The 19,055-nt window shown below is 70.4% G+C and carries 15 protein-coding genes, 1 tRNA gene and 1 other RNA gene; 6 read left to right on the top strand and 11 right to left on the bottom strand.

Annotation, left to right across the window (positions count from 1 at the left end):
- The 5 genes from ABT08_RS02080 to ABT08_RS02060 form a co-directional block, all read left to right on the top strand.
- Positions 1-526, top strand: a 526-nt coding sequence (locus ABT08_RS02080; protein ID WP_288113856.1) for a PASTA domain-containing protein, incomplete at its 5' end; no start/stop codon positions are given.
- Positions 523-1,485, top strand: coding sequence for a metallophosphoesterase (locus ABT08_RS02075; RefSeq protein WP_137878629.1), 963 nt, complete (start codon positions 523-525; stop codon positions 1,483-1,485). The genes ABT08_RS02080 and ABT08_RS02075, both read left to right, overlap by 4 nt.
- A gap of 16 nt (positions 1,486-1,501) precedes the next feature.
- Positions 1,502-1,575 (top strand) — tRNA-Pro (locus tag ABT08_RS02070).
- Between the two features lie 58 nt (positions 1,576-1,633).
- The gene (locus ABT08_RS02065; protein WP_045246331.1) at positions 1,634-2,401 is read left to right on the top strand and encodes an HAD-IIB family hydrolase; all 768 of its coding nucleotides are present in this window, start codon (positions 1,634-1,636) and stop codon (positions 2,399-2,401) included.
- 72 nt (positions 2,402-2,473) lie between these two features.
- Positions 2,474-3,316 (top strand): DUF1295 domain-containing protein, encoded by an 843-nt coding sequence (locus tag ABT08_RS02060; RefSeq protein WP_056210050.1) that lies wholly within the window; start codon positions 2,474-2,476, stop codon positions 3,314-3,316.
- Here ABT08_RS02060 and ABT08_RS02055 read toward each other — a convergent pair.
- The 11 genes from ABT08_RS02055 to ffs all read right to left on the bottom strand — a co-directional run bounded on the left by ABT08_RS02055 (position 3,296) and on the right by ffs (position 17,857).
- Complete coding sequence (locus ABT08_RS02055; RefSeq protein WP_056210047.1) at positions 3,296-3,931, bottom strand: thymidine kinase; 636 nt, start codon at positions 3,929-3,931, stop codon at positions 3,296-3,298. The two genes, ABT08_RS02060 and ABT08_RS02055, sit on opposite strands and share 21 nt — an antisense overlap.
- A gap of 7 nt (positions 3,932-3,938) precedes the next feature.
- On the bottom strand, positions 3,939-5,399 hold the full coding sequence (mqo, locus tag ABT08_RS02050) for a malate dehydrogenase (quinone) (protein WP_056210045.1): 1,461 nt from the start codon (positions 5,397-5,399) through the stop codon (positions 3,939-3,941).
- A 130-nt stretch (positions 5,400-5,529) separates the two neighbouring features.
- The gene (locus tag ABT08_RS02045; protein ID WP_288113853.1) at positions 5,530-6,600 is read right to left on the bottom strand and encodes an aspartate-semialdehyde dehydrogenase; all 1,071 of its coding nucleotides are present in this window, start codon (positions 6,598-6,600) and stop codon (positions 5,530-5,532) included.
- 99 nt (positions 6,601-6,699) lie between these two features.
- Positions 6,700-7,986, bottom strand: coding sequence for an aspartate kinase (locus tag ABT08_RS02040; RefSeq protein ID WP_045246322.1), 1,287 nt, complete (start codon positions 7,984-7,986; stop codon positions 6,700-6,702).
- Between the two features lie 112 nt (positions 7,987-8,098).
- Positions 8,099-8,692, bottom strand: coding sequence for a recombination mediator RecR (gene recR / locus ABT08_RS02035; protein WP_045246321.1), 594 nt, complete (start codon positions 8,690-8,692; stop codon positions 8,099-8,101).
- On the bottom strand, positions 8,692-10,845 hold the full coding sequence (locus ABT08_RS02030; RefSeq protein WP_288113850.1) for a DNA polymerase III subunit gamma and tau: 2,154 nt from the start codon (positions 10,843-10,845) through the stop codon (positions 8,692-8,694). The genes recR and ABT08_RS02030 overlap by 1 nt, the downstream gene beginning before the upstream one ends.
- A 28-nt stretch (positions 10,846-10,873) precedes the next feature.
- Entirely contained in the window at positions 10,874-13,408 is a 2,535-nt protein-coding gene (locus tag ABT08_RS02025) for a glycoside hydrolase family 65 protein (protein ID WP_056519210.1), read from the bottom strand.
- A gap of 44 nt (positions 13,409-13,452) precedes the next feature.
- Positions 13,453-14,190 (bottom strand): HAD family hydrolase, encoded by a 738-nt coding sequence (locus ABT08_RS02020; protein ID WP_045246317.1) that lies wholly within the window; start codon positions 14,188-14,190, stop codon positions 13,453-13,455.
- A gap of 122 nt (positions 14,191-14,312) precedes the next feature.
- Complete coding sequence (locus tag ABT08_RS02015; protein ID WP_288113849.1) at positions 14,313-15,548, bottom strand: acetate/propionate family kinase; 1,236 nt, start codon at positions 15,546-15,548, stop codon at positions 14,313-14,315.
- Complete coding sequence (gene pta, locus ABT08_RS02010) at positions 15,545-17,686, bottom strand: phosphate acetyltransferase (protein WP_288113847.1); 2,142 nt, start codon at positions 17,684-17,686, stop codon at positions 15,545-15,547. Before pta ends, ABT08_RS02015 begins: the two co-directional genes overlap by 4 nt.
- A 74-nt stretch (positions 17,687-17,760) precedes the next feature.
- Positions 17,761-17,857: signal recognition particle sRNA small type (gene ffs / locus ABT08_RS02005), an RNA gene on the bottom strand.
- 194 nt (positions 17,858-18,051) lie between these two features.
- On the opposite strand from ffs, the gene ABT08_RS02000 reads away from it, so the two are divergent.
- Positions 18,052-19,038: an AAA family ATPase gene (locus tag ABT08_RS02000; RefSeq protein WP_056519207.1), complete on the top strand. Its 987-nt coding sequence runs from the start codon at positions 18,052-18,054 to the stop codon at positions 19,036-19,038.
- Positions 19,039-19,055 lie beyond the last annotated feature (17 nt).

The raw sequence follows: 19,055 nt of genomic DNA, 5'->3' as shown, positions 1-19,055 counted from the left end.
CTTCCCGGCGCCCGACCCCAACCTCACGAAGCAGGTCATGTCGACACTGCCGAACGTGGTGGGTCTGACGGTCGACCAGGCCACGCAGCAGCTGCAGACCGCCGGCTTCAACGTGCAGACCGGCACCCCGGTGGACTCGACGGTCGCCGCCGGCCTCGTCGCCCAGCAGGATCCGGCCGCGGGCCAGGTCGCCGGAGGCACCACCGTGACGCTGTCGCCGAGCACCGGCAACGCACCCGCGGTTCCGATTCCAGGGGTGAGCGGACAGTCGCCGTCGCAGGCGCAGGCGACGCTGAGCAGCGCGGGCTTCACAAACGTGAGTTTCGCGAACCCGGCCATCTGCTCCACGCCGAACGCCAAGGCGAGCGGCACCAGCCCCGGCGCCGGCCAGTCGGCAAGCCCCGGCGCCGGCCAGTCGGCACGCCCGAGTGACCCGATCGCGATCACCTGCACCCCCGCCAGCGGCGGCGGATCGGGTGGCGGCGGCACGGGTGGCGGCGGCTCCGGCGGCACCGGCAGCGGATGACGCCGACCACCACCCGCACTGCCCTGATCGCGCTCGGCGCGGTCGGGGCAGCGGGCGCCGCCGCGGCGGTGTGGGGAACGAGCGTCGAGCGTTTCCTGTTCACCGTTCGCACGCACACGGTGGCGATCCTGCCGCCGGGAGCGCCGGCGATCCGCGTCCTGCACCTGTCCGACCTGCACATGGCACCGTGGCAGCGTGCCAAGCAGAGGTGGGTCGCGGGTCTCGACGATCTGCGCCCGGATCTCATCGTGAACACGGGTGACAACCTGGGCCATCCCGAGGGCCTCGATGGCGTGCGTGCTGCTCTGTCGGCGTTCGGCGGAATCCCCGGCGTGTTCGTGCACGGGTCGAACGATGTCCACGCCCCTGCGCCGCGCAACCCGTTCCGCTACTTCACGGGGCCCTCGAAACGCCATGTACGGGAGGAGCGCATCGACACCGATGCCCTCGATCGCTTCCTGCGTGACGACCTGGGCTGGCGTGACCTCAACAACGCCGCCTCGAGCATCGACGTGGCGGGGCTTCGCGTCGACGCGTTCGGTGTCGACGACGCACATCGACACTGGGACGACCTCGCCGCGCTCCCCCCGCTGCGCGAGGCGCAGCGCACCGCGGGAGTCGCCGACCTGACCCTCGGCGTCACCCACGCGCCGTATCGTCGCGTGCTCGACGTGTTCGACGACCTCGGTGCCGACGCGATCTTCGCGGGCCACACGCACGGCGGACAGGTGCGCATCCCGTTCGCCAAGAACGCCCTCGTCGCCAACTGCGACATCCCCCTCGACCAGGCGCGCGGCCTCAGCGCCTGGACGCATCACGGCCGCACGGTTCCCCTGAACGTGAGCGCCGGACTCGGCCAGTCGATCTACGCGCCGGTGAGATTCGGATGCCGCCCCGAGGCCTCGCTGCTCACTCTCGTGCCCGCGCCCGATTCGTCGCAGGCCGCGGCGACGGGGTAGACTCGGAGGGTTGCCACGGGGTGTGGCGCAGCTTGGTAGCGCGCGTCGTTCGGGACGACGAGGCCGCAGGTTCAAATCCTGTCACCCCGACTGCAGAGGGCTCCGCCGGAATGACGGAGCCCTCGTCATATCCAGAAACGGAGACCACATGTCCGCGCCCCGGCTCGTCGCCTTCGATCTCGATGACACTCTCGCGCCCTCGAAGAGCGCGATCGATCCGCGCATCGGCGATCTGCTCGTCGCCCTCGCCCAGCGTGTGGAGGTCGCGATCATCTCGGGCGGCCAGCTGGGCCAGTTCCGCGCGCAGGTGGTCGAGAAGCTGCCGGATGCCGCGTCGACGGTGTTCGATCGCTTCCACCTGATGCCCACCTGCGGCACCCAGTACTACCGGTTGAACGCCGACGGCATCGAGACGATCTACGCCCACGCGCTGAGCGACGATGAGAAGTCTCGGGCGCTGGCGGCGGTGCAGGAGGAGGCGGAGCGTCTCGGCCTGTGGGAGGCGGAGCCCTGGGGCCCGATTCTCGAGGACCGCGGCTCGCAGATCACGTTCTCCGCCCTCGGACAGCAGGCTCCCCTCGACGCGAAGATGGCGTGGGATCCGACCGGCGAGAAGAAGAATGCGCTGCGCGAGGCCGTCGCCGCCCGCATCCCCGATCTCGAGGTGCGTTCGGGCGGCTCGACGTCCGTCGACATCACCCATCGCGGCATCGACAAGGCCTACGGCATGGCGCAGCTCGCGACGCAGACCGGCATCTCGCTCGATGAGATGCTGTTCGTCGGCGACCGACTCGACCCGGACGGCAACGACTACCCGGTGCTCGCCCTCGGCGTCGCCTGCCAGGCGGTCGAGGGCTGGGAGGACACCGCCGTGTTCCTCGAACAGCTCATCCCCACCCTCCCCGACGCGCGCTGACGCTCCCGCCGCGCTCACCCCGGCGCCACGGCGACCGCCCTCGCCGTCCCCGGGCGGCGCTACGCTGACGACGTGACCGCTCTCGCCTGGGTTCTGACCGTCGCCGGCGTCGTGAGCGCCGCCTGCTGGGTGCTGTCGCTGATCACGAAAGACACCTCGTGGGTCGACCGCATCTGGTCGGTCGTCCCGGTCGTCTACGTGTGGATCTTCGCGGGCTTCGCGCTCGGCACCGGCGTCGACGCCACGCGTCTCGTCGTGATGGCTGTGCTCGTCACCCTCTGGGGCGCTCGCCTCACGTTCAACTTCGCCCGCAAGGGCGGCTACACCGGCATGGAGGACTACCGGTGGGCGATCCTTCGGGCGCGCATGTCGCCGGGCCAGTTCCAGGCGTTCAACCTGTTCTTCATCGTCCTGTACCAGAACGCTCTGCTCGTGCTCATCACCCTTCCGGCCGTCGTCGCCCTCGCGTTCCCCGCACCGTTCACCGGGTGGGATGCCGCGTGGTCGCTGCTGTTCCTGCTGTTCCTCGTGGGCGAGTTCACCGCCGACCAGCAGCAGTGGAAATTCCACCAGCGCAAGCGCGCCGCGGGCGGCACCCTGTCCCCCGGCTTCGTCGACACCGGCCTCTTCCGCTACAGCCGCCACCCCAACTTCTTCTGCGAGCAGGCCCAGTGGTGGATGCTCTATCTGCTCGGCGCGACGGCGGCCGCGGCATCCGGAGTCTCGTTCTGGGGCGGCGCGCTCAACTGGTCGATCATCGGAGCGGCGCTGCTGACGGTGCTGTTCATCGGGTCGACCGTGTTCACCGAGTCGATCACGTCGGAGAAGTACCCGGCGTACGCCGACTACCGCCGGCGCACCTCGATGCTTGTGCCGTGGCCGCCGCGGCGGGCGTCAGCCGAGCAGCCCGCCTGACTCGCGCAGATAGCACTCCGCGCACATCGACTCGTAGGTGACCCGCTCGCTCGACAGCTCGTCGATCGCAACCTGATCGCCGTCGAACACGAACCGGCCGCCGACCAGCCGCGCGTTGAACAGCGCCTTGCGGCCGCAGCGGCAGATGGTCTTCAGCTCCTCCAGGCTGTGGGCGAGCTCCATCAGACGCCGCGACCCCGGGAACGCGTGCGTCTGGAAGTCGGTGCGGATGCCGTAGGCGAGCACCGGCACGCCGTCGAGCACCACGATGCGCAGCAGATCGTCGACCTGCTCCCGCGTGAGGAACTGCGCCTCGTCGATCATCAGGCACGCCACATCGCGGTTCTCGGGCACCAGGGTCGACTCGGCCTCGGCGTGCACGCGCGCGCGGTGCTGCGCGAAGATCGCCCGGATGTCGTCCTCCGGCCGCACGAGGAAGTCGACCGGGCGGGTGACGCCCAGACGGCTCGAGATGCGGTCGGCGTCCTTCGTGTCGATCTCGGGCTTGGCCAGCAGCACGGTCTGGCCGCGCTCCTCATAGTTGTAGGCGGCTTGCAGCAGCGCCGTCGACTTTCCGGAGTTCATCGCTCCGTAGCGGAAGTAGAGCTTCGCCACGCCCGCGTCAGACCGAGATGGACAGGTCGCCGGCCGTGCGCGCGAGAGTCTCGCGCGCGAGCTCCGGCTTGTCGTTCAGCGTCTCGCCGTAGGTCGGGATCAGCTCGGTGAGCTTCGGCTGCCATCCGGCGATGCGGTCGGGGAAGCACGTCTTCAGCAGGTTCAGCATGATCGCGACCGCCGTCGAGGCGCCGGGCGATGCCCCCAGCAGGCCCGCGATCGAGCCGTCGCCGGCCGAGACCACCTCGGTGCCGAACTGCAGCTTGCCGCCGACCATCACCTGCGCGCGCTGGCCCGCGTTCAGCAACTCCCAGTCCTTCGCGTCGGCGGTGGGCATGAACGCCTGCAGGCTCTTCATCTTGCCCTTGTGCGTCTTCAGCAGCTCGCTGACCAGGTACTTCACGAGGTCGAGGTTCGTCGCGCCCACCTTCAGCATGCTGAACAGGTTCGACGGACGCACCTGGGCGACGATGTCCCAGCGGGACCCGGTCTTCAGGAACTTGGGGCTGAACGTCGCGAACGGGCCGAACAGCAGGGAGGTCTCGCCGTCGACGACGCGGGTGTCGAGGTGCGGCACCGACATCGGCGGGGCGCCCACCGACGCCTGCGAGTAGACCTTCGCGCGGTGCTTCGCGACCACGTCGGGGTTGCTCGTCTTCAGCCACTGGCCCCCGATGGGGAACACGCCGTATCCCTTGATCTCGGGGATGCCCGACTTCTGCAGCAGCTTGATCGCCCAGCCGCCGGCGCCGACGAACACGAACCGCGCGTTCACCCGCGCCGGAGCACGCCCGACCGTGTGGCGGTAGTCGATGCGCCACGTGCCGTCGGCGAGCTTCTTCAGGTTGCGCACCTCGCGGCCCGTGAGGATGTCGGCGCCCCGCGCCGCCATGCCGTCGAACAGCTGCCGCGTCAGCGAACCGAAGTCGACGTCGGTGCCGGCCTCGACGCGCGTCGCCGCGAACGGCTCGTCGGCCTTCAGCCGCTTGTCCATGAGCAGCGGGGCCCACTGGTTGATGACGCGCGAGTCGTCGCTGAACTGGATCGTCGAGAACAGCGGCTGCTGCTTCAGCGACTCATACCGGTGACGGAGGTAGGAGACATCCTTCTCGCCGCGCACGAAGGTCATGTGGGGGGTCGCGTTGATGAACGTCGACGGCTCATCGAGGATGCCCTGGTCGATCAGCGACGACCAGAACTGACGGCTCAGCTGGAACTGCTCGTTGATCGAGACCGCCTTCGCCGGGTCGACGGAACCGTCGGCCGCCTGCGGCATGTAGTTCAGCTCGCAGAGCGCGGCGTGCCCGGTGCCGGCGTTGTTCCACGCGTTGGAGCTCTCCTGGGCGACATCGCCCAGACGCTCGAACACCGCGATCTTCCAGTCGGGCTGCAGCTGCTGCAGGAAGGTGCCCAGCGTGGCACTCATGACTCCGCCGCCGATCAGGGCGACATCGAGGGTTTCGCTCACCGTTCGAGTCTAGTTCGCGCGCGCGACCCGCCCTCGCGCGAGGGCCTCGCCGGCCCGTGAAAGTCGGGCGTTCTTGACCGACGCGAAAGGGCCGGATGCCGCGGCATCCGGCCCTTCGAGGCGATCGGGCTCAGGCGGTGACCTGCAGCTTCGCGGCGACGAGCTCGGCGATCTGCACCGCGTTCAACGCGGCACCCTTGCGGAGGTTGTCGTTCGAGATGAAGAGCGCAAGACCCTTGCCCTCGGGCGCCGACTGGTCGGCGCGGATGCGGCCCACGTAGCTGGGGTCGGTGCCGGCGGCCTGCAGCGGCGTCGGAACCTCCTCGAGACGCACGCCGGGGGCGGCGGCGAGCAGCTCGCGCGCGCGCTCGGGTGTGATATCACGGGCGAACTCGACGTTGATCGACAGCGAGTGACCGGTGAACACGGGCACGCGCACGCAGGTACCGGCGACGCGCAGCTCGGGCAGCTCGAGGATCTTGCGGCTCTCGTTGCGGAGCTTCTTCTCCTCGTCGGTCTCGTTCAGACCGTCGTCGACGAGGTTGCCCGCGAACGGGATGACGTCGAACGCGATCGGGGCGACGTACTTCTCAGGCTCCGGAAAGTCGACGGATGCCCCGTTGTGCACGAGGTCGAGCGTGTGGCCCTGCGCGAGCACGCCCTCCACCTGGCCGAGCAGCTCGCGGGCGCCGGCGAGACCCGACCCCGAGACGGCCTGGTAGGTCGAGACGATGAGACGCTCGAGCCCGGCGTCGGCGTCGAGCACCTTCAGCACGGGCATCGCGGCCATGGTCGTGCAGTTGGGGTTCGCGATGATGCCCTTGACGGCCTCGTCGATGGCGTGCGGGTTGACCTCGCTGACGACGAGCGGCACTTCGGGGTCCATGCGCCAGGCGCTGGAGTTGTCGATGACGGTGGCGCCCGCTTCGGCGAACCGGGGCGCGTGGGCGCGGCTGCCGGTCGCACCCGCCGAGAAGAGGGCGATGTCGATGCCGGCCGGATCGGCGGTCGCGACATCCTCGATGACGACCGAGACACCCTGGTACTCGACCGACGTGCCGGCGCTGCGCGCCGTCGCGAACAGGCGAAGCTCGCGCACCGGGAAGGCGCGCTCGGCGAGGATCTCGCGCATCACCGTGCCGACCTGGCCAGTGGCGCCCACGACGGCGACGGTGAATCCGGAATCGGAGATGCGGGTCATGCGGGTACCTCGGGTGGGACGGGCGCGCGGAAGTCGCGGGCGGAAGGTTTGCCCGATTCTATCCGGGCGCCGATCCCCCTCGGCGCATGAAGTCGGGCCTCAGCGGCCGGAGCCGGCGTAGACGACGGCCTCGTCGTCACCGTCGAGCCCGTAGGCGGTGTGCACCGCGCGGGCGGCGGCGGCGACATCCGACCCACGCACCACCACGGAGATACGGATCTCGGACGTCGAGATCATCTCGATGTTGATGCCGGCGCTCGACAGCGCGTCGAACAGCGTCGCCGACACACCCGAGTGGCTGCGCATACCCGCACCCACGACCGACAGCTTGCCGATCTGGTCGTCGTGCAGCAGCGCCTCGAAGCCGACCTCCGCCTGGTCGGCGGCGAGGGCGCGGAGGGCCGCCGCGGCATCGGACTTGGGAAGCGTGAACGAGATGTCGGTGCGACCGGTGGCGGCGGCCGACACGTTCTGCACGATCATGTCGACGTTCGCGCCCGACTTCGCGACGATCGTGAAGATCTCGGCGGCCTTGCCGGGAACATCGGGCACCCCGACGACCGTGACCTTGGCCTGGCTGAGGTCGGTGGCGACGCCCGCGACGATCGGCTCTTCCATGTGCTCTCCCTGTGCGAGACGCTCGGCGCGGGCGTCGGGGCCGAGCACCAACGTCCCTTCGGCCGAGCTGAACGATGACCGGGCGTGGATGGTCACGCCGTGACGACGGGCGTACTCGACCGCCCGGATGTAGAGGACCTTGGCGCCGTTGGCGGCGAGCTCGAGCATCTCCTCGCTCGTGACGACGCCGAGCTTGCGGGCCTTCGGAACCACGCGGGGGTCGGCGGTGAAGATGCCGTCGACGTCGCTGTAGATCTCGCAGACGTCGGCGCTCAGCGCGGCGGCGAGCGCGACGGCCGTCGTGTCCGACCCGCCACGACCCAGAGTCGTGATGTCGCGGGTGTCGCGGTTGAAGCCCTGGAAGCCCGCGACGATGACGATGGCGCCCTCATCGAGCGCCTCGCGCAGGCGCACCGGGGTGACATCGACGATGCGCGCCGCGCCGTGGGTGGCATCCGTGATCATGCCTGCCTGGCTGCCGGTGAACGAGCGCGCCTCGAAGCCCATCGAGTGGATCGCCATCGCCAACAGCGCCATCGAGATGCGCTCGCCCGACGAGAGCAGCATGTCGAGCTCGCGCGGCGCCGGGATGGGGGCGACCTCGTGGGCGAGGTCGAGCAGCTCGTCGGTCGTGTCGCCCATGGCGCTCACCGCGACGACGACGTCGTGCCCGGCACGCCGCGTGTCGACGATGCGCTTCGCGACCCGCTTGATGCTCTCGGCGTCGGCGACGGACGAGCCGCCGTACTTCTGCACGATCAACGCCACAGTGGAACTCCCGGGAAGATGTCTGGCGCACGGATGCCGCGCCCGACCGTCCATTCTAGGCAAGGCCGCATCGCCGATCCGCCATGTGTCCGGCGGGACGGGCCGCGATGCGTCAGACCGCGCGGCGCCCCTCGAAGGCACGCCCGAGCGTGACCTCGTCGGCGTACTCGAGGTCGCCGCCGACCGGGAGGCCCGAGGCCAGTCGGGTGACGGCGATCTGGAGCGTCGTGAGCAGGCGGCTGAGGTAGGTCGCCGTCGCCTCGCCCTCGAGGTTGGGGTTCGTCGCGAGGATGACCTCGGTGACCGTGCCGTCGGCGAGGCGCTGCATGAGCTGCGCGATACGCAGGTCATCGGGACCGACGCCGCCGATCGGGCTGATCGCCCCGCCGAGCACATGGTAGAGACCGCGGAACTCCCGCGTGCGCTCGATCGCCGCGACATCCTTCGCGTCTTCGACGACGCAGATGAGCGTCTGGTCGCGGCGCGGATCGCGGCAGATGGCGCAACGCTCCTGCTCGGAGACGTTGCCGCAGATCTCGCAGAACCGCACCCGCTCGCGGATGTCGACAAGCAGGGACGCGAGCCGCGACACGTCGAAGCTCGGGGTCTGCAGGATGTGGAACGCGATGCGCTGCGCCGACTTCGGGCCGATGCCGGGGAGACGCCCGAACTCGTCGATCAGCTCTTGGACGATGCCGTCGTACATCAGGCGAACCTCGTCGGCGCCGAATAGGGCTCCTCACCCACGAACCGGGCGTCGAGCAACTGGCGTACGACGGCCTCGCCGTAGCGCTCGGGTCCGGTGGCGACGCGCGGCGTCGGCGGGGCGATGACCGGCGGGGCACCGACGCCGGCGTCGGTGTCGAACTCGTCGTCGACGTCGTCGTCCTCGTCGACGGCCACCGACGGTGTCGTTGCCGTAGGCGGCAGCACGTCGCCGTCGCGCGGCGGCAGGTCACGGTCGGGCGTCGGCACGGCGTCTTCGGGTTCGTCGTCGACGGCGAACTGCGCGGGAGCGACCGGCTCGGGCGCGATCGGTTGCGGCGCGGGCGGGGCGACCACGGCGCGGGGCGCAGCGGATGCCTCGACCCCGGACGGTGCCTCATCGTCGCCCGGGATCGGAGCCACCGCCCAGTCGGTCACCGAGGCGGCCGCGGCCGCCGATGCCCGGGCCGGCGTCGGACGCTCGCTGCCGGACGTGCGGGACGGCGGTGTGGCGGCGACACCGCCGCGCGGTGCGGGAGGCTCGGGCGCGGACGCACCGTCGGCGGGTCCGTCGCCCTCGTACCGGGCGATGTACTTCACCCGGATGCCGAGCACCCCGGAGATCGCCTGGCGAAGGTCTTCGCTGGGCCCGGCGCCCGCGGTGCGCTTCTTGAACGCCGCGAGGTCGGTCTGCGACGTGAACGCGAGCGTGAGCACATCACCCTCGAGGGACACCACCCGAGCCGACGAGGCGACCAGCCACGAGGTGCGATCGATCGTCTCGAGACGGGCCAGCACCTCGGTCCACGCGTCGCGCACGTGCTCGGTGGTGAGAGGCCCGGTGGGTGCCGCACGCACGGGGGCGACCGGGTCGGTGACGGCGGCGGCTGACGCGACGGGCTCGGTCGGCTCGGTCGCAGGAACGGGCTCGCTCGAACGGACGGGAGCGGGCTCGCTCGGGCCGGCCGGGGCCGGGGCCGGCTCCGACGCACGAGCGGGTGTCACCGGCGGCGCGGCGGGCGCCGACGCGGCCGCGACGCCTGACACCGCCGCCTCCCCCTGCGTGAGCACGCGAGCGATCATGAGCTCGAGCTGCAGTCGGGGCGATGTCGCGCCGCTCATCTCGTCGAGGGCCGCCACGACCACATCGGCGATGCGCGAGAGCAGTGAGGCACCGAACGTCGTGGCCTGGCGCGACATCCGCTCGATCTCCTCCTCGGACACTCCGCGCAGCACGGCAGTCGCACCCCGACCGACTGCTGCGATGACGATGAGGTCGCGCAGCCGCTCGAGCAGGTCTTCGACGAACCGTCGCGGGTCTTGTCCGGTCTGCACCACGCGGTCGACCGCCGCGAAAGCGGATGCCGCGTCTCCCCCGCCGAGGGCATCGACGATCTCGTCGAGGAGCGCACCGGGCGTGTAGCCGAGGAGGGCGACCGCCCGGTCGTAGGCGACCACGCCGCCCTCGGACCCGGCGATGAGCTGGTCGAGCAGTGAGAGCGTGTCACGGGGCGAGCCGCCTCCGGCACGCACCACGAGCGGCAGCACACCGGCCTCGACCTGCACGCCCTCGCTCTCGCACAGCTGCGCGACGTAGTCGAGCATGGCAGCCGGCGGCACGAGCCGGAACGGGTAGTGGTGGGTGCGCGAGCGGATGGTGCCGAGAACCTTCTCGGGCTCGGTCGTCGCGAAGATGAACTTGACGTGGTCGGGGGGCTCCTCGACGAGCTTCAGCAGCGCGTTGAAGCCCTGCTGGGTGACCATGTGGGCCTCGTCGAGGATGAAGATCTTGTAGCGGTCGCGGGCCGGCGCGAACACGGCCCGCTCACGCAGGTCGCGGGCATCGTCGACGCCGTTGTGGCTCGCCGCGTCGATCTCGACCACATCGAGCGACCCGCCGCCGCCGCGTCCCAGCTCGACACAGCTGTCGCACGTGCCGCACGGGGTGTCGGTCGGGCCCTGCGCGCAGTTCAGGCAGCGCGCGAGGATACGCGCAGAGGTCGTCTTGCCACAGCCGCGCGGACCCGAGAACAGGTAGGCGTGACCGACCCGGTCGCCGCGCAGCGCCGTCATGAGCGGCTCGGTGACCTGCGACTGCCCGATCATCTCGCCGAACGCCTCGGGGCGGTAGCGGCGGTAGAGGGCGGTGGTCACCCCGTCACTCTACGGTGTGGGTGGGACATCAGGCCGGGCCCGCGGCATCCGTCTCGGCGATCGGCGTCGCCCCGGTCACGACCGGGATCGATGTCGTCGGCGTGGGCACGGAGGCCACCAGCAGAGAGCCGTCCTCGCGGCGCGAATCCTTCATGATCTTGCGCAGCGTCGGGCGCCCGGGCTTGACCGGGCCCTGCCCGTCGAGCGCGATCGAGAGCTCCTCACCGCCCGCGATCGTGTACTCGCGACCGCGCACCGTGAAGGTGGCCGAACCCTCGCCCGGCTCCGCGACCACGAGCAGCTCGTCGCGACGGACCGTGATGTCGAGGTGCGTGCCGTGCCAGCGCAGCGCGAAGGCCAGCTCGGGCCAGTCCTTCGGCAGGCGCGGGTCGAACGACAGCTCGCCGTAGTGGTCGCGCATGCCGCCGAACCCGCTCACGAGCGAGGTCCAGACCCCACCGGCGGATGCCACGTGCACGCCGTCCGACGCATTGTGGTGCAGGTCTGCGAGGTCGACGAAGATGCCGTCGAGGAAGTACTCGAGGGCGAGGTCCTGATAGCCGACCTCCGCCGCGAGGATCGACTGCACGACCCCCGACAGCGTCGAGTCGCCCGTGGTCAGCGGGTCGTAGTACTCGAAGTCCGCGAGCTTCTCCGCGCTCGTGAAGTGGTTGCCCTGCAGGAACAGGGCGAGCACGACGTCGGCCTGCTTCAGCACCTGGTAGCGGTAGATCACCAGCGGGTGGAAGTGCAGCAGCAGCGGCCGCTGGACGGCCGGGGTGTTCTCGAGGTCCCACAGCTCACGCTCGAGGAACACGCTGTCCTGGGGGTGGATGCCGAGGGCTTCGCTGTAAGGGATGTGCATCGCCTCGGCGGCCATCTCCCACGCGTCGGGCTCCTCCGCGTCAAGGCCGAGGCGCTCGGCCATGAGCCGGAACTCCTCAGGGCGCTCGACCTCCATCTCGCGCACCGTGCGGGCGGCGAAACGCAGATTGAAGCGGGCCATGACGTTCGTGAACAGGTTGTCGTTCACGACTGTCGTGTACTCGTCGGGACCCGTCACCCCGTGGATGTGGAAGGTCGCGGCATCCTCTTCGTCGCTCTCGCGCCAGAACCCGAGCGTCGCCCACAGCCGCGCGGTCTCGACGGCGATGTCGACGCCCTCCCGGTAGAGGAAGTCGTCATCGCCTGTCGCCCGCACGTACTTCGCGAGCGCATAGCTCACGTCGGCGTTGATGTGGTACTGCGCGGTGCCCGCCGCGTAGTATGCCGACGCCTCCTCGCCGCTGATCGTGCGCCAGGGGAACAGCGCCCCCGCCTCGTTGAGCTGCTTCGCACGCTTGCGCGCGGCCGGGAGCATGAGGAAGCGCATGCGCAGGGCGTTGCGCGCCCAGAGCGGGCTCGTGTACGCGAGGAAGGGGAGCACGTAGATCTCGGTGTCCCAGAAGTAGTGGCCGCTGTAGCCGGAGCCCGAGACGCCCTTCGCCGGCACGCCCTGGCCGTCGGCGCGAGCCGAGGCCTGCGCGAGCTGGAACAGGCACCACCGGGTCGCCTGCTGCAGGTCCTCGTGACCGCCGATGCGCACGTCGGAGCGCTTCCAGAAGGCGTCCATCCACTCGCGCTGCTGTGCGAACACCGCGTCGGCACCGAACTCCGCGCCGCGGTCGAGGGTGCGGCGGCACCGATCGACGAGCTCGCCGGCGGGCACCCCACGGGACGTGTGGTAGGAGACGAACTTCGTCAGACGCACAGGAACACCGGCCTTCGCGTGCACGCGGAAGACGTTCTTGGCGATGTCGGGCTCGATGAGGCGGCGCGACGTGTAGTCGTTCGCGGTCTCGATGATGTGGTCCGCCGCGACGGCGATCGTCATCCCCGATGCGGTGACGCGGTAGCTCAGCACCGACCGGTCGCCGTCCTGCCAGTAGGTGTCGGGTTGCAGCACCCGCTGCGCGATGCGCTCGGCCTTGCGCGGGTCGAAGCCCGCGCCGGCCTTGCCGGAGCCGGGCGTGCCCCCGTAGATGTCCTCGCCGTCCTGACGGTTGACGAGCTGGCTCGAGATCGTGACCGGTGCGTCGTCGTTGAGCACGGTGACGTCGATGCGCATCACCGCCAGGTGCTTCTCCTCGAAGGAGACGAGCCATTCGAGGTCGATCACGACCTCCTTGCCCGAGGGGGTGCACCACAGGATGTGGCGTCGCATCGCCCCGTCGCGCAGGTCGAGCACGCGCTCGTACTCACGCAGGTCGGCGACGTCGAGCGTGAGCGGCTCGTCGTCGACGTAGACGCGGATCACCTTCGCGTCGGGAGCGTTGATGATCGTCTGGCCCACCTCGGCGAACCCGAACGCCCGCTCGGCGTGATGGATGGGGAACGTCTCGTGGAAGCCGTTGACGAAGGTGCCGTTCTCGACCGCGTGCCGACCCTCGGGGTGGTTGCCGCGCAGGCCGAGGTAGCCGTTCCCGACCGAGAAGATCGTCTCGGTCACCCCCACGTCATCGAGCGACGGTCGCGTCTCGACGAGACGCCAGGGGTCGACGGGAAAGCGGTCGCGATCCATCATGGGCAGGCCTTCGGCTCGGGTGGGCGGAGAGGTGTCGAGTCAGTCTATGAAGCGGATGTGTCGGGCACGAACACGCCGAGGTCGGGAACGACGACGGATGCCCCGGCCTCCGCCAGCGACCCCTCGCCGACTCCGCGGTCGACGCCGACGACGAGGCCGTATCCGGCCGCGACGGCCGACCGCACGCCGCTGAGAGCATCCTCGACGGCGGCGCTGGTGGCGGGGTCGACGCCGAGGAGCCGGGCCCCGGCGGCGAACACGTCGGGTGCGGGCTTGCTCGCGAGGTTCTCATTCTCGGCGAGCACCCCGTCGACGACGACCTCGAACCGGTCGCGCAGCCCGGCGGCGCGCAGCACCTCGTCGGCGTTCTTCGAGCTGGACACGACGGCCACGGGCACGCCCTGGTCCTGCAGCAGGTCGAGGAGGGCGACGGAGCCCGGATAGGGCTCGATGCCCTCGGAGCGCAGGATCGCCGCGAACACCTCGTTCTTGCGGTTGCCGATGCCGCAGACCGTGTCACGGTCGGGCGTGTCGGAAGGCTCACCCCACGGCACCTCGATGTCGCGCGAGCGCAGCAGGCTCGCGACGCCGTCGTACCGCTTCTTGCCGTCGAGGTACTCGAAGTAGTCGGTGTCCGTGTACGCGGGCGTCACGTCCCAGGCCGCGAACAGCTGCTCGAACATGGTGCGCCACGCGTGCATGTGCACCTCGGCGGTCGGCGTGAGCACGCCGTCGAGATCGAACAGCACCGCGTCGTAGGTCGTCAGGTCGGGCAGGGTCACGTCGCCTCCGAGGGTCTCGTGGATGGTCCGGGTCCGCTCGTCCAGCGTAGCCACCGCACGCCCTAGCCCGAAGGCCGGCCGCAGCGCCCGGGTGCGTCGGCTGATCCGCGCGTCCCGCACGCTCAGGTGCGGGCGACCTGCAGCGTCTGCCGGGCGATCTCGAGCTCCTCGTTCGTGGGCACGACGAGCACGGTGACAGGTGAGTCCTCGGCCGAGATGACGCGGATGCCGCGGCCCCGGGCCGCGTTGCGGACGGGATCGATCAGCACCCCGGCGTAGCCGAGGGTCGCGAGCGCCTGCGCGCGCACCACGGGGACGTTCTCGCCGACACCCGCGGTGAAGCTGATGACGTCGGCGCCGCCGAGCTGGGCGAGGTAGGCGCCGGCGTAGGCGCGCAGGCGATGGATGTACACGTCGAACGCGAGCACCGCGGCATCCTCGCCCTGTTCGACGCGCGCGAGGATGTCGCGCATGTCGGACGCGCCCGCGAGACCGACGAGGCCGGACTTCTTGTTGAGCAGGTCGTCGAGCTCGTCCGTGGTCATGCGCGCGCGTCGCGCGAGCTGCAGCAGCACGGCCGGGTCGAGGTCGCCCGAACGGGTTCCCATGACGAGCCCCTCGAGCGGGGTGAACCCCATGGAGGTGTCGACGGAGCGGCCGCGGTCGATCGCGGTGACCGACGCGCCGTTGCCGAGGTGGAAGACGATCTGACGCAGGTCGCGCAGCGGACGGCCGACGAACGCCGCGGCGGCTTCGCTGACGAACTTGTGGGATGTCCCGTGGAACCCGTACTTGCGCAACCGGTACCGATCGGCCAGGTCGCGGTCGATCGCGTACGTGTATGCCTCGGGCGGCATGGTCTGGTGGAACGCGGTGTCGAAGACCGCGACATGGGGGGTATCGGGGAAGGCGGCCCGCGCGGCACGGATACCCTGCACCGCACCGGGGTTGTGCAGGGGCGCGAGCATCGACAGGTCGTCGATGTTGATCTCGACGAGCGGCGTGATGAGGGTCGGCTCGAAGAAGCGCGCCCCGCCGTGCACGACGCGGTGCCCGACGGCGAGCGGCGGGCGCTCGGTGAGCGAGGGACCACTCTCGGCGAAGGCCTCGAGCATCACCGCGAAGCCGGCCGCGTGGTCGGCGATGGGCAGCTCCCGCTCGGTGGTCGCGTCGAGCACGGTGGGGGCCGCGGCATCCGACCCGCCGAAGGCGGCTGCCGTCACCGTGTGCCGGGCGCGGCCGTCGGCCTGCCCGATGCGCTCGACGAGGCCCGAGGCGAGCACGGACTCGGTCGACATGTCGATCAGCTGGTACTTGAACGACGACGACCCGCTGTTGACGACCAGCACGACGCTCATGCCTGCTCCCCCTTCGGCGCGGTCTCGCCCTGGGCCTGGATGGCGGTGATCGCGATGGTGTTGACGATGTCGTCGACGAGGGCTCCGCGCGACAGGTCGTTGATGGGCTTGTTGAGCCCCTGGAGCACAGGTCCCATGGCGATCGCGCCGGCCGAGCGCTGCACCGCCTTGTAGGTGTTGTTGCCGGTGTTGAGGTCGGGGAAGACGAACACGGTGGCGCGCCCCGCGACGGCCGAGCTCGGCAGCTTCTTCTGCGCGACGGCCGCGTCGGCGGCGGCGTCGTACTGGATGGGTCCCTCGACGAGCAGCTGCGGTGCGCGTTCGCGCACGAGGGATGTCGCCTCCCGCACCTTGTCGACGTCGGCGCCCGACCCCGACTCCCCCGTCGAATAGGACAGCATCGCGACGCGCGGCTCGATACCGAACTGGCCGGCCGTCTCGGCGGAGGAGATCGCGATGTCGGCCAGTTGGGTGGCGGAGGGGTCGGGGATGACCGCGCAGTCGCCGTAGACGAGCACCCGGTCGGCGAGGGCCATGAGGAAGACACTCGAGACGACCGAGACATCCGGCCGGGTCTTGATGATCTCGAACGCGGGCCGGATCGTGTGGGCGGTGGTGTGCGCGGCGCCCGAGACCATGCCGTCGGCGAGCCCCAGGTGCACCATCAGCGTGCCGAAGTAGGAGACATCCGTGATGGTGTCGGCGGCGCGCTCGAGGGTCATCCCCTTCGCCGCGCGCAGTCGCGTGTACTCCTCGGCGAAGCGGGCGCCCAGCACCGGATCGAACGGGCTGATGATCTGGGCGGCGGAGATGTCGATGCCGAGGGTCGTCGCCCTCCCCCGCACGGCCTGCTCGTCGCCGAGGATCACGAGCTCGGCGACGCCGCGGGCGAGCACCGTGGCGGCCGCCCGCAGCACCCGGTCGTCGTCGCCCTCGGGCAGCACGATGCGCTTGCGGTCGGCACGGGCGCGCTCGATGAGGCCGTACTCGAACATGAGCGGGGTCACGACCGTCGGCCGCACGAGGCCGAGCAGCCGCGTCAGCTCGGCGGTGTCGATGTGCCGCTCGAAAAGCGCCAGGGCCCGGTCGTAGCGGGCCGGCGACTCGGCGGCGAGGCGACCGCGGGTGTTCATGATGTGCACCGCGGTGTCGTAGGTGCCGAGGTCGGTGGCGATGATCGGCAGCGGCGAGCGCAGGCCGTCGATGAGCCGGTCGATGGGCTCGGGCAGCGCGAACGGGCCGTTGAGCACGACGGCAGCGACCGACGGGAACGTCCCCGACGCGTTGGCGAGCAGGGTCGCCAGGAGGACCTCGGAGCGGTCGGCCGGGATCACGACGACGGCGCTCTCGGTCAGCCGCGGGAGCACGTTGACCATCGACATCCCCGCGACGACGACGCTCAGCACCTCACGGTCGAGCAGCGCCTCGTCGCCCTTCAGGAACGTCGCCCCGAGCGAGCGCAGCACGCCGCGCACCGACGGTGCGACCAGCAGGGTGTCCTCCGGCAGCGCCCAGATCGGGATGCCGCGGGCCGGGCTCTGCTCGACGACGTCGCGGATCGCGGCGACGACCGCGTCGGCGTCGGGGTCGGTGCGGTTCGCGACGATGGCGAACAGCTCGGCCCGGGAGGCGCGCAGCTCGCTCAGCGCGAGGCTCGTGATCTGACCCATCTCGTCGGGGGTGCGGGCGAGGGTCGATCCCAGCTGCTCGCTCTGCCCCTGCTGGGCGCGACCGCCGAGCACCAGCAGCACGGGGGCGCCGAGGTTCGCCGCGATGCGGCCGTTGTAGCCGAGCTCCGCGGGGCTGCCGACGTCGGTGAAGTCGCTGCCGAGGATGACGACGGCGTCGCAGACGGCCTCGATCGCCTTGTACCGCTCGACGATGACGGCGAGCGCCTGGTCGGGGTTGTCGTGCACGTCGTCGTAGTGCACGCCGATGCACGCGTCGTAGTCGAGGTCGACGCCGTCGTGGGCCAGCAGCAGGTCGAGCACGTAGTCGCGCTCGTCGCGGGACCGTGCGATGGTGCGGAAGACGCCGACCCGTGCGGCGCTGTGGCTGAGGGCGTCGAGCACGCCCAGCGCGATCGTCGACTTGCCCGAATGACCTTCGGCGGACGTGATCAGGATGCTCTGCGCCACCCCACCAGCCTATGCCGGGCCACGCACGGACCGCCGGGCGCGAGCGCCGGAACAATCGGCGAACATCCCCGCAAAAGAAAGACTCTCCGCGAACCCGGCAGAGCCCGGTTACCCTTGCTACGTTTCCGTCCTGGGGGAGTTGGCCTGGATGCCGCCTCGCGGAGAGCGACCTCGAGTCTACCCGGATGCCGCGGCCTCCGCGACGCGCACGACGCATCGGCTCCACTGGGCGATCCGAGAATCGGCGCCCAGGATTCGCCCAGCCCCGCATAGGCGGCGCACAGCTACGATCGGCCTAGACCGCGGCTCCGCCCGGCCTACGAAGCGGCTCTCCCCCGGGAGCCCCACCGATGTCGGGAGCACGTATGACGGATGTGACCGAGGCGCCCGCGACGCTGGATGCGGCACGATTCGCCGAGCTGACGGGCGCGATCGTGCAGGCCGTGGGGTCGGTCATCGACGGAAAGCCGGATGCTGTGCGAGCAGCGCTGGTGACGCTCCTCGCCGAAGGGCACCTGCTCATCGAGGACGTTCCGGGCGTCGGCAAGACGATGCTCGCCCGCGCGCTGTCGGCCGCGATCGACGCCCGGGTGCGTCGCATCCAGTTCACCCCCGACCTCCTGCCGAGCGATGTGACCGGCGTCTCGGTGTTCAACCCCGCGACCCGGGATTTCGAGTTCACCCCGGGCGCGATCTTCGCCGACGTCGTGATCGCCGACGAGATCAACAGGTCATCGCCGAAGACGCAGTCGGCGCTGCTGGAGGCGATGGCCGAGGGTCAGGTGACGGTCGATGGCCGCACCCATCTGCTGCCCTCGCCGTTCTTCGTCGTGGCGACGCAGAACCCCCTCGACATGGAGGGGACGTACGCCCTGCCCGAAGCGCAGCGCGACCGGTTCATGATGCGCATCTCGATGGGGTACCCGGATGCCGCAGCCGAGGCCGAGATGCTGCGCCAGCGTGACACCGCCAATCCGATCGACCTCGTCACCCCGGTCGTGGGGCTCGCCGAGCTCGACGAGCTGATCCGGTGGGCGCGGCGGGTGCATGTCTCCCCCGCGGTCGAGGAGTACGCCGTGTCGCTCGCTGCGGCGACGCGCTCTCACCCCGAGCTCCGGCTCGGTGCCTCGCCGCGCGCGACGCTCGCTCTCGTCCGGGCCGCGAAGGTGTGGGCAGCGCTGGATACCCGCACATTCGTCATCCCGGACGACGTCGCGACGCTCATCTCCCCCGTGTTCGCGCACCGGCTCATCCCGACACGGGTCTCCGGCGGTGCCGGCGACGACCGGGTGCGGACAGTGATCGACGAGATCGTGCAGACCGTGCGCGTGCCGCTCGGCGTGCGGGTCTGACCACGTCGCCGTGCGAT

Origin of the sequence: Microbacterium sp. SCN 71-21 (genome assembly GCF_001725695.1) — a bacterium.
GTDB lineage: Bacteria > Actinomycetota > Actinomycetes > Actinomycetales > Microbacteriaceae > Microbacterium > Microbacterium ginsengisoli.
Note: the sequence above shows the minus strand (reverse complement) of the source record. Positions and strands in the feature narration are given on the sequence as shown.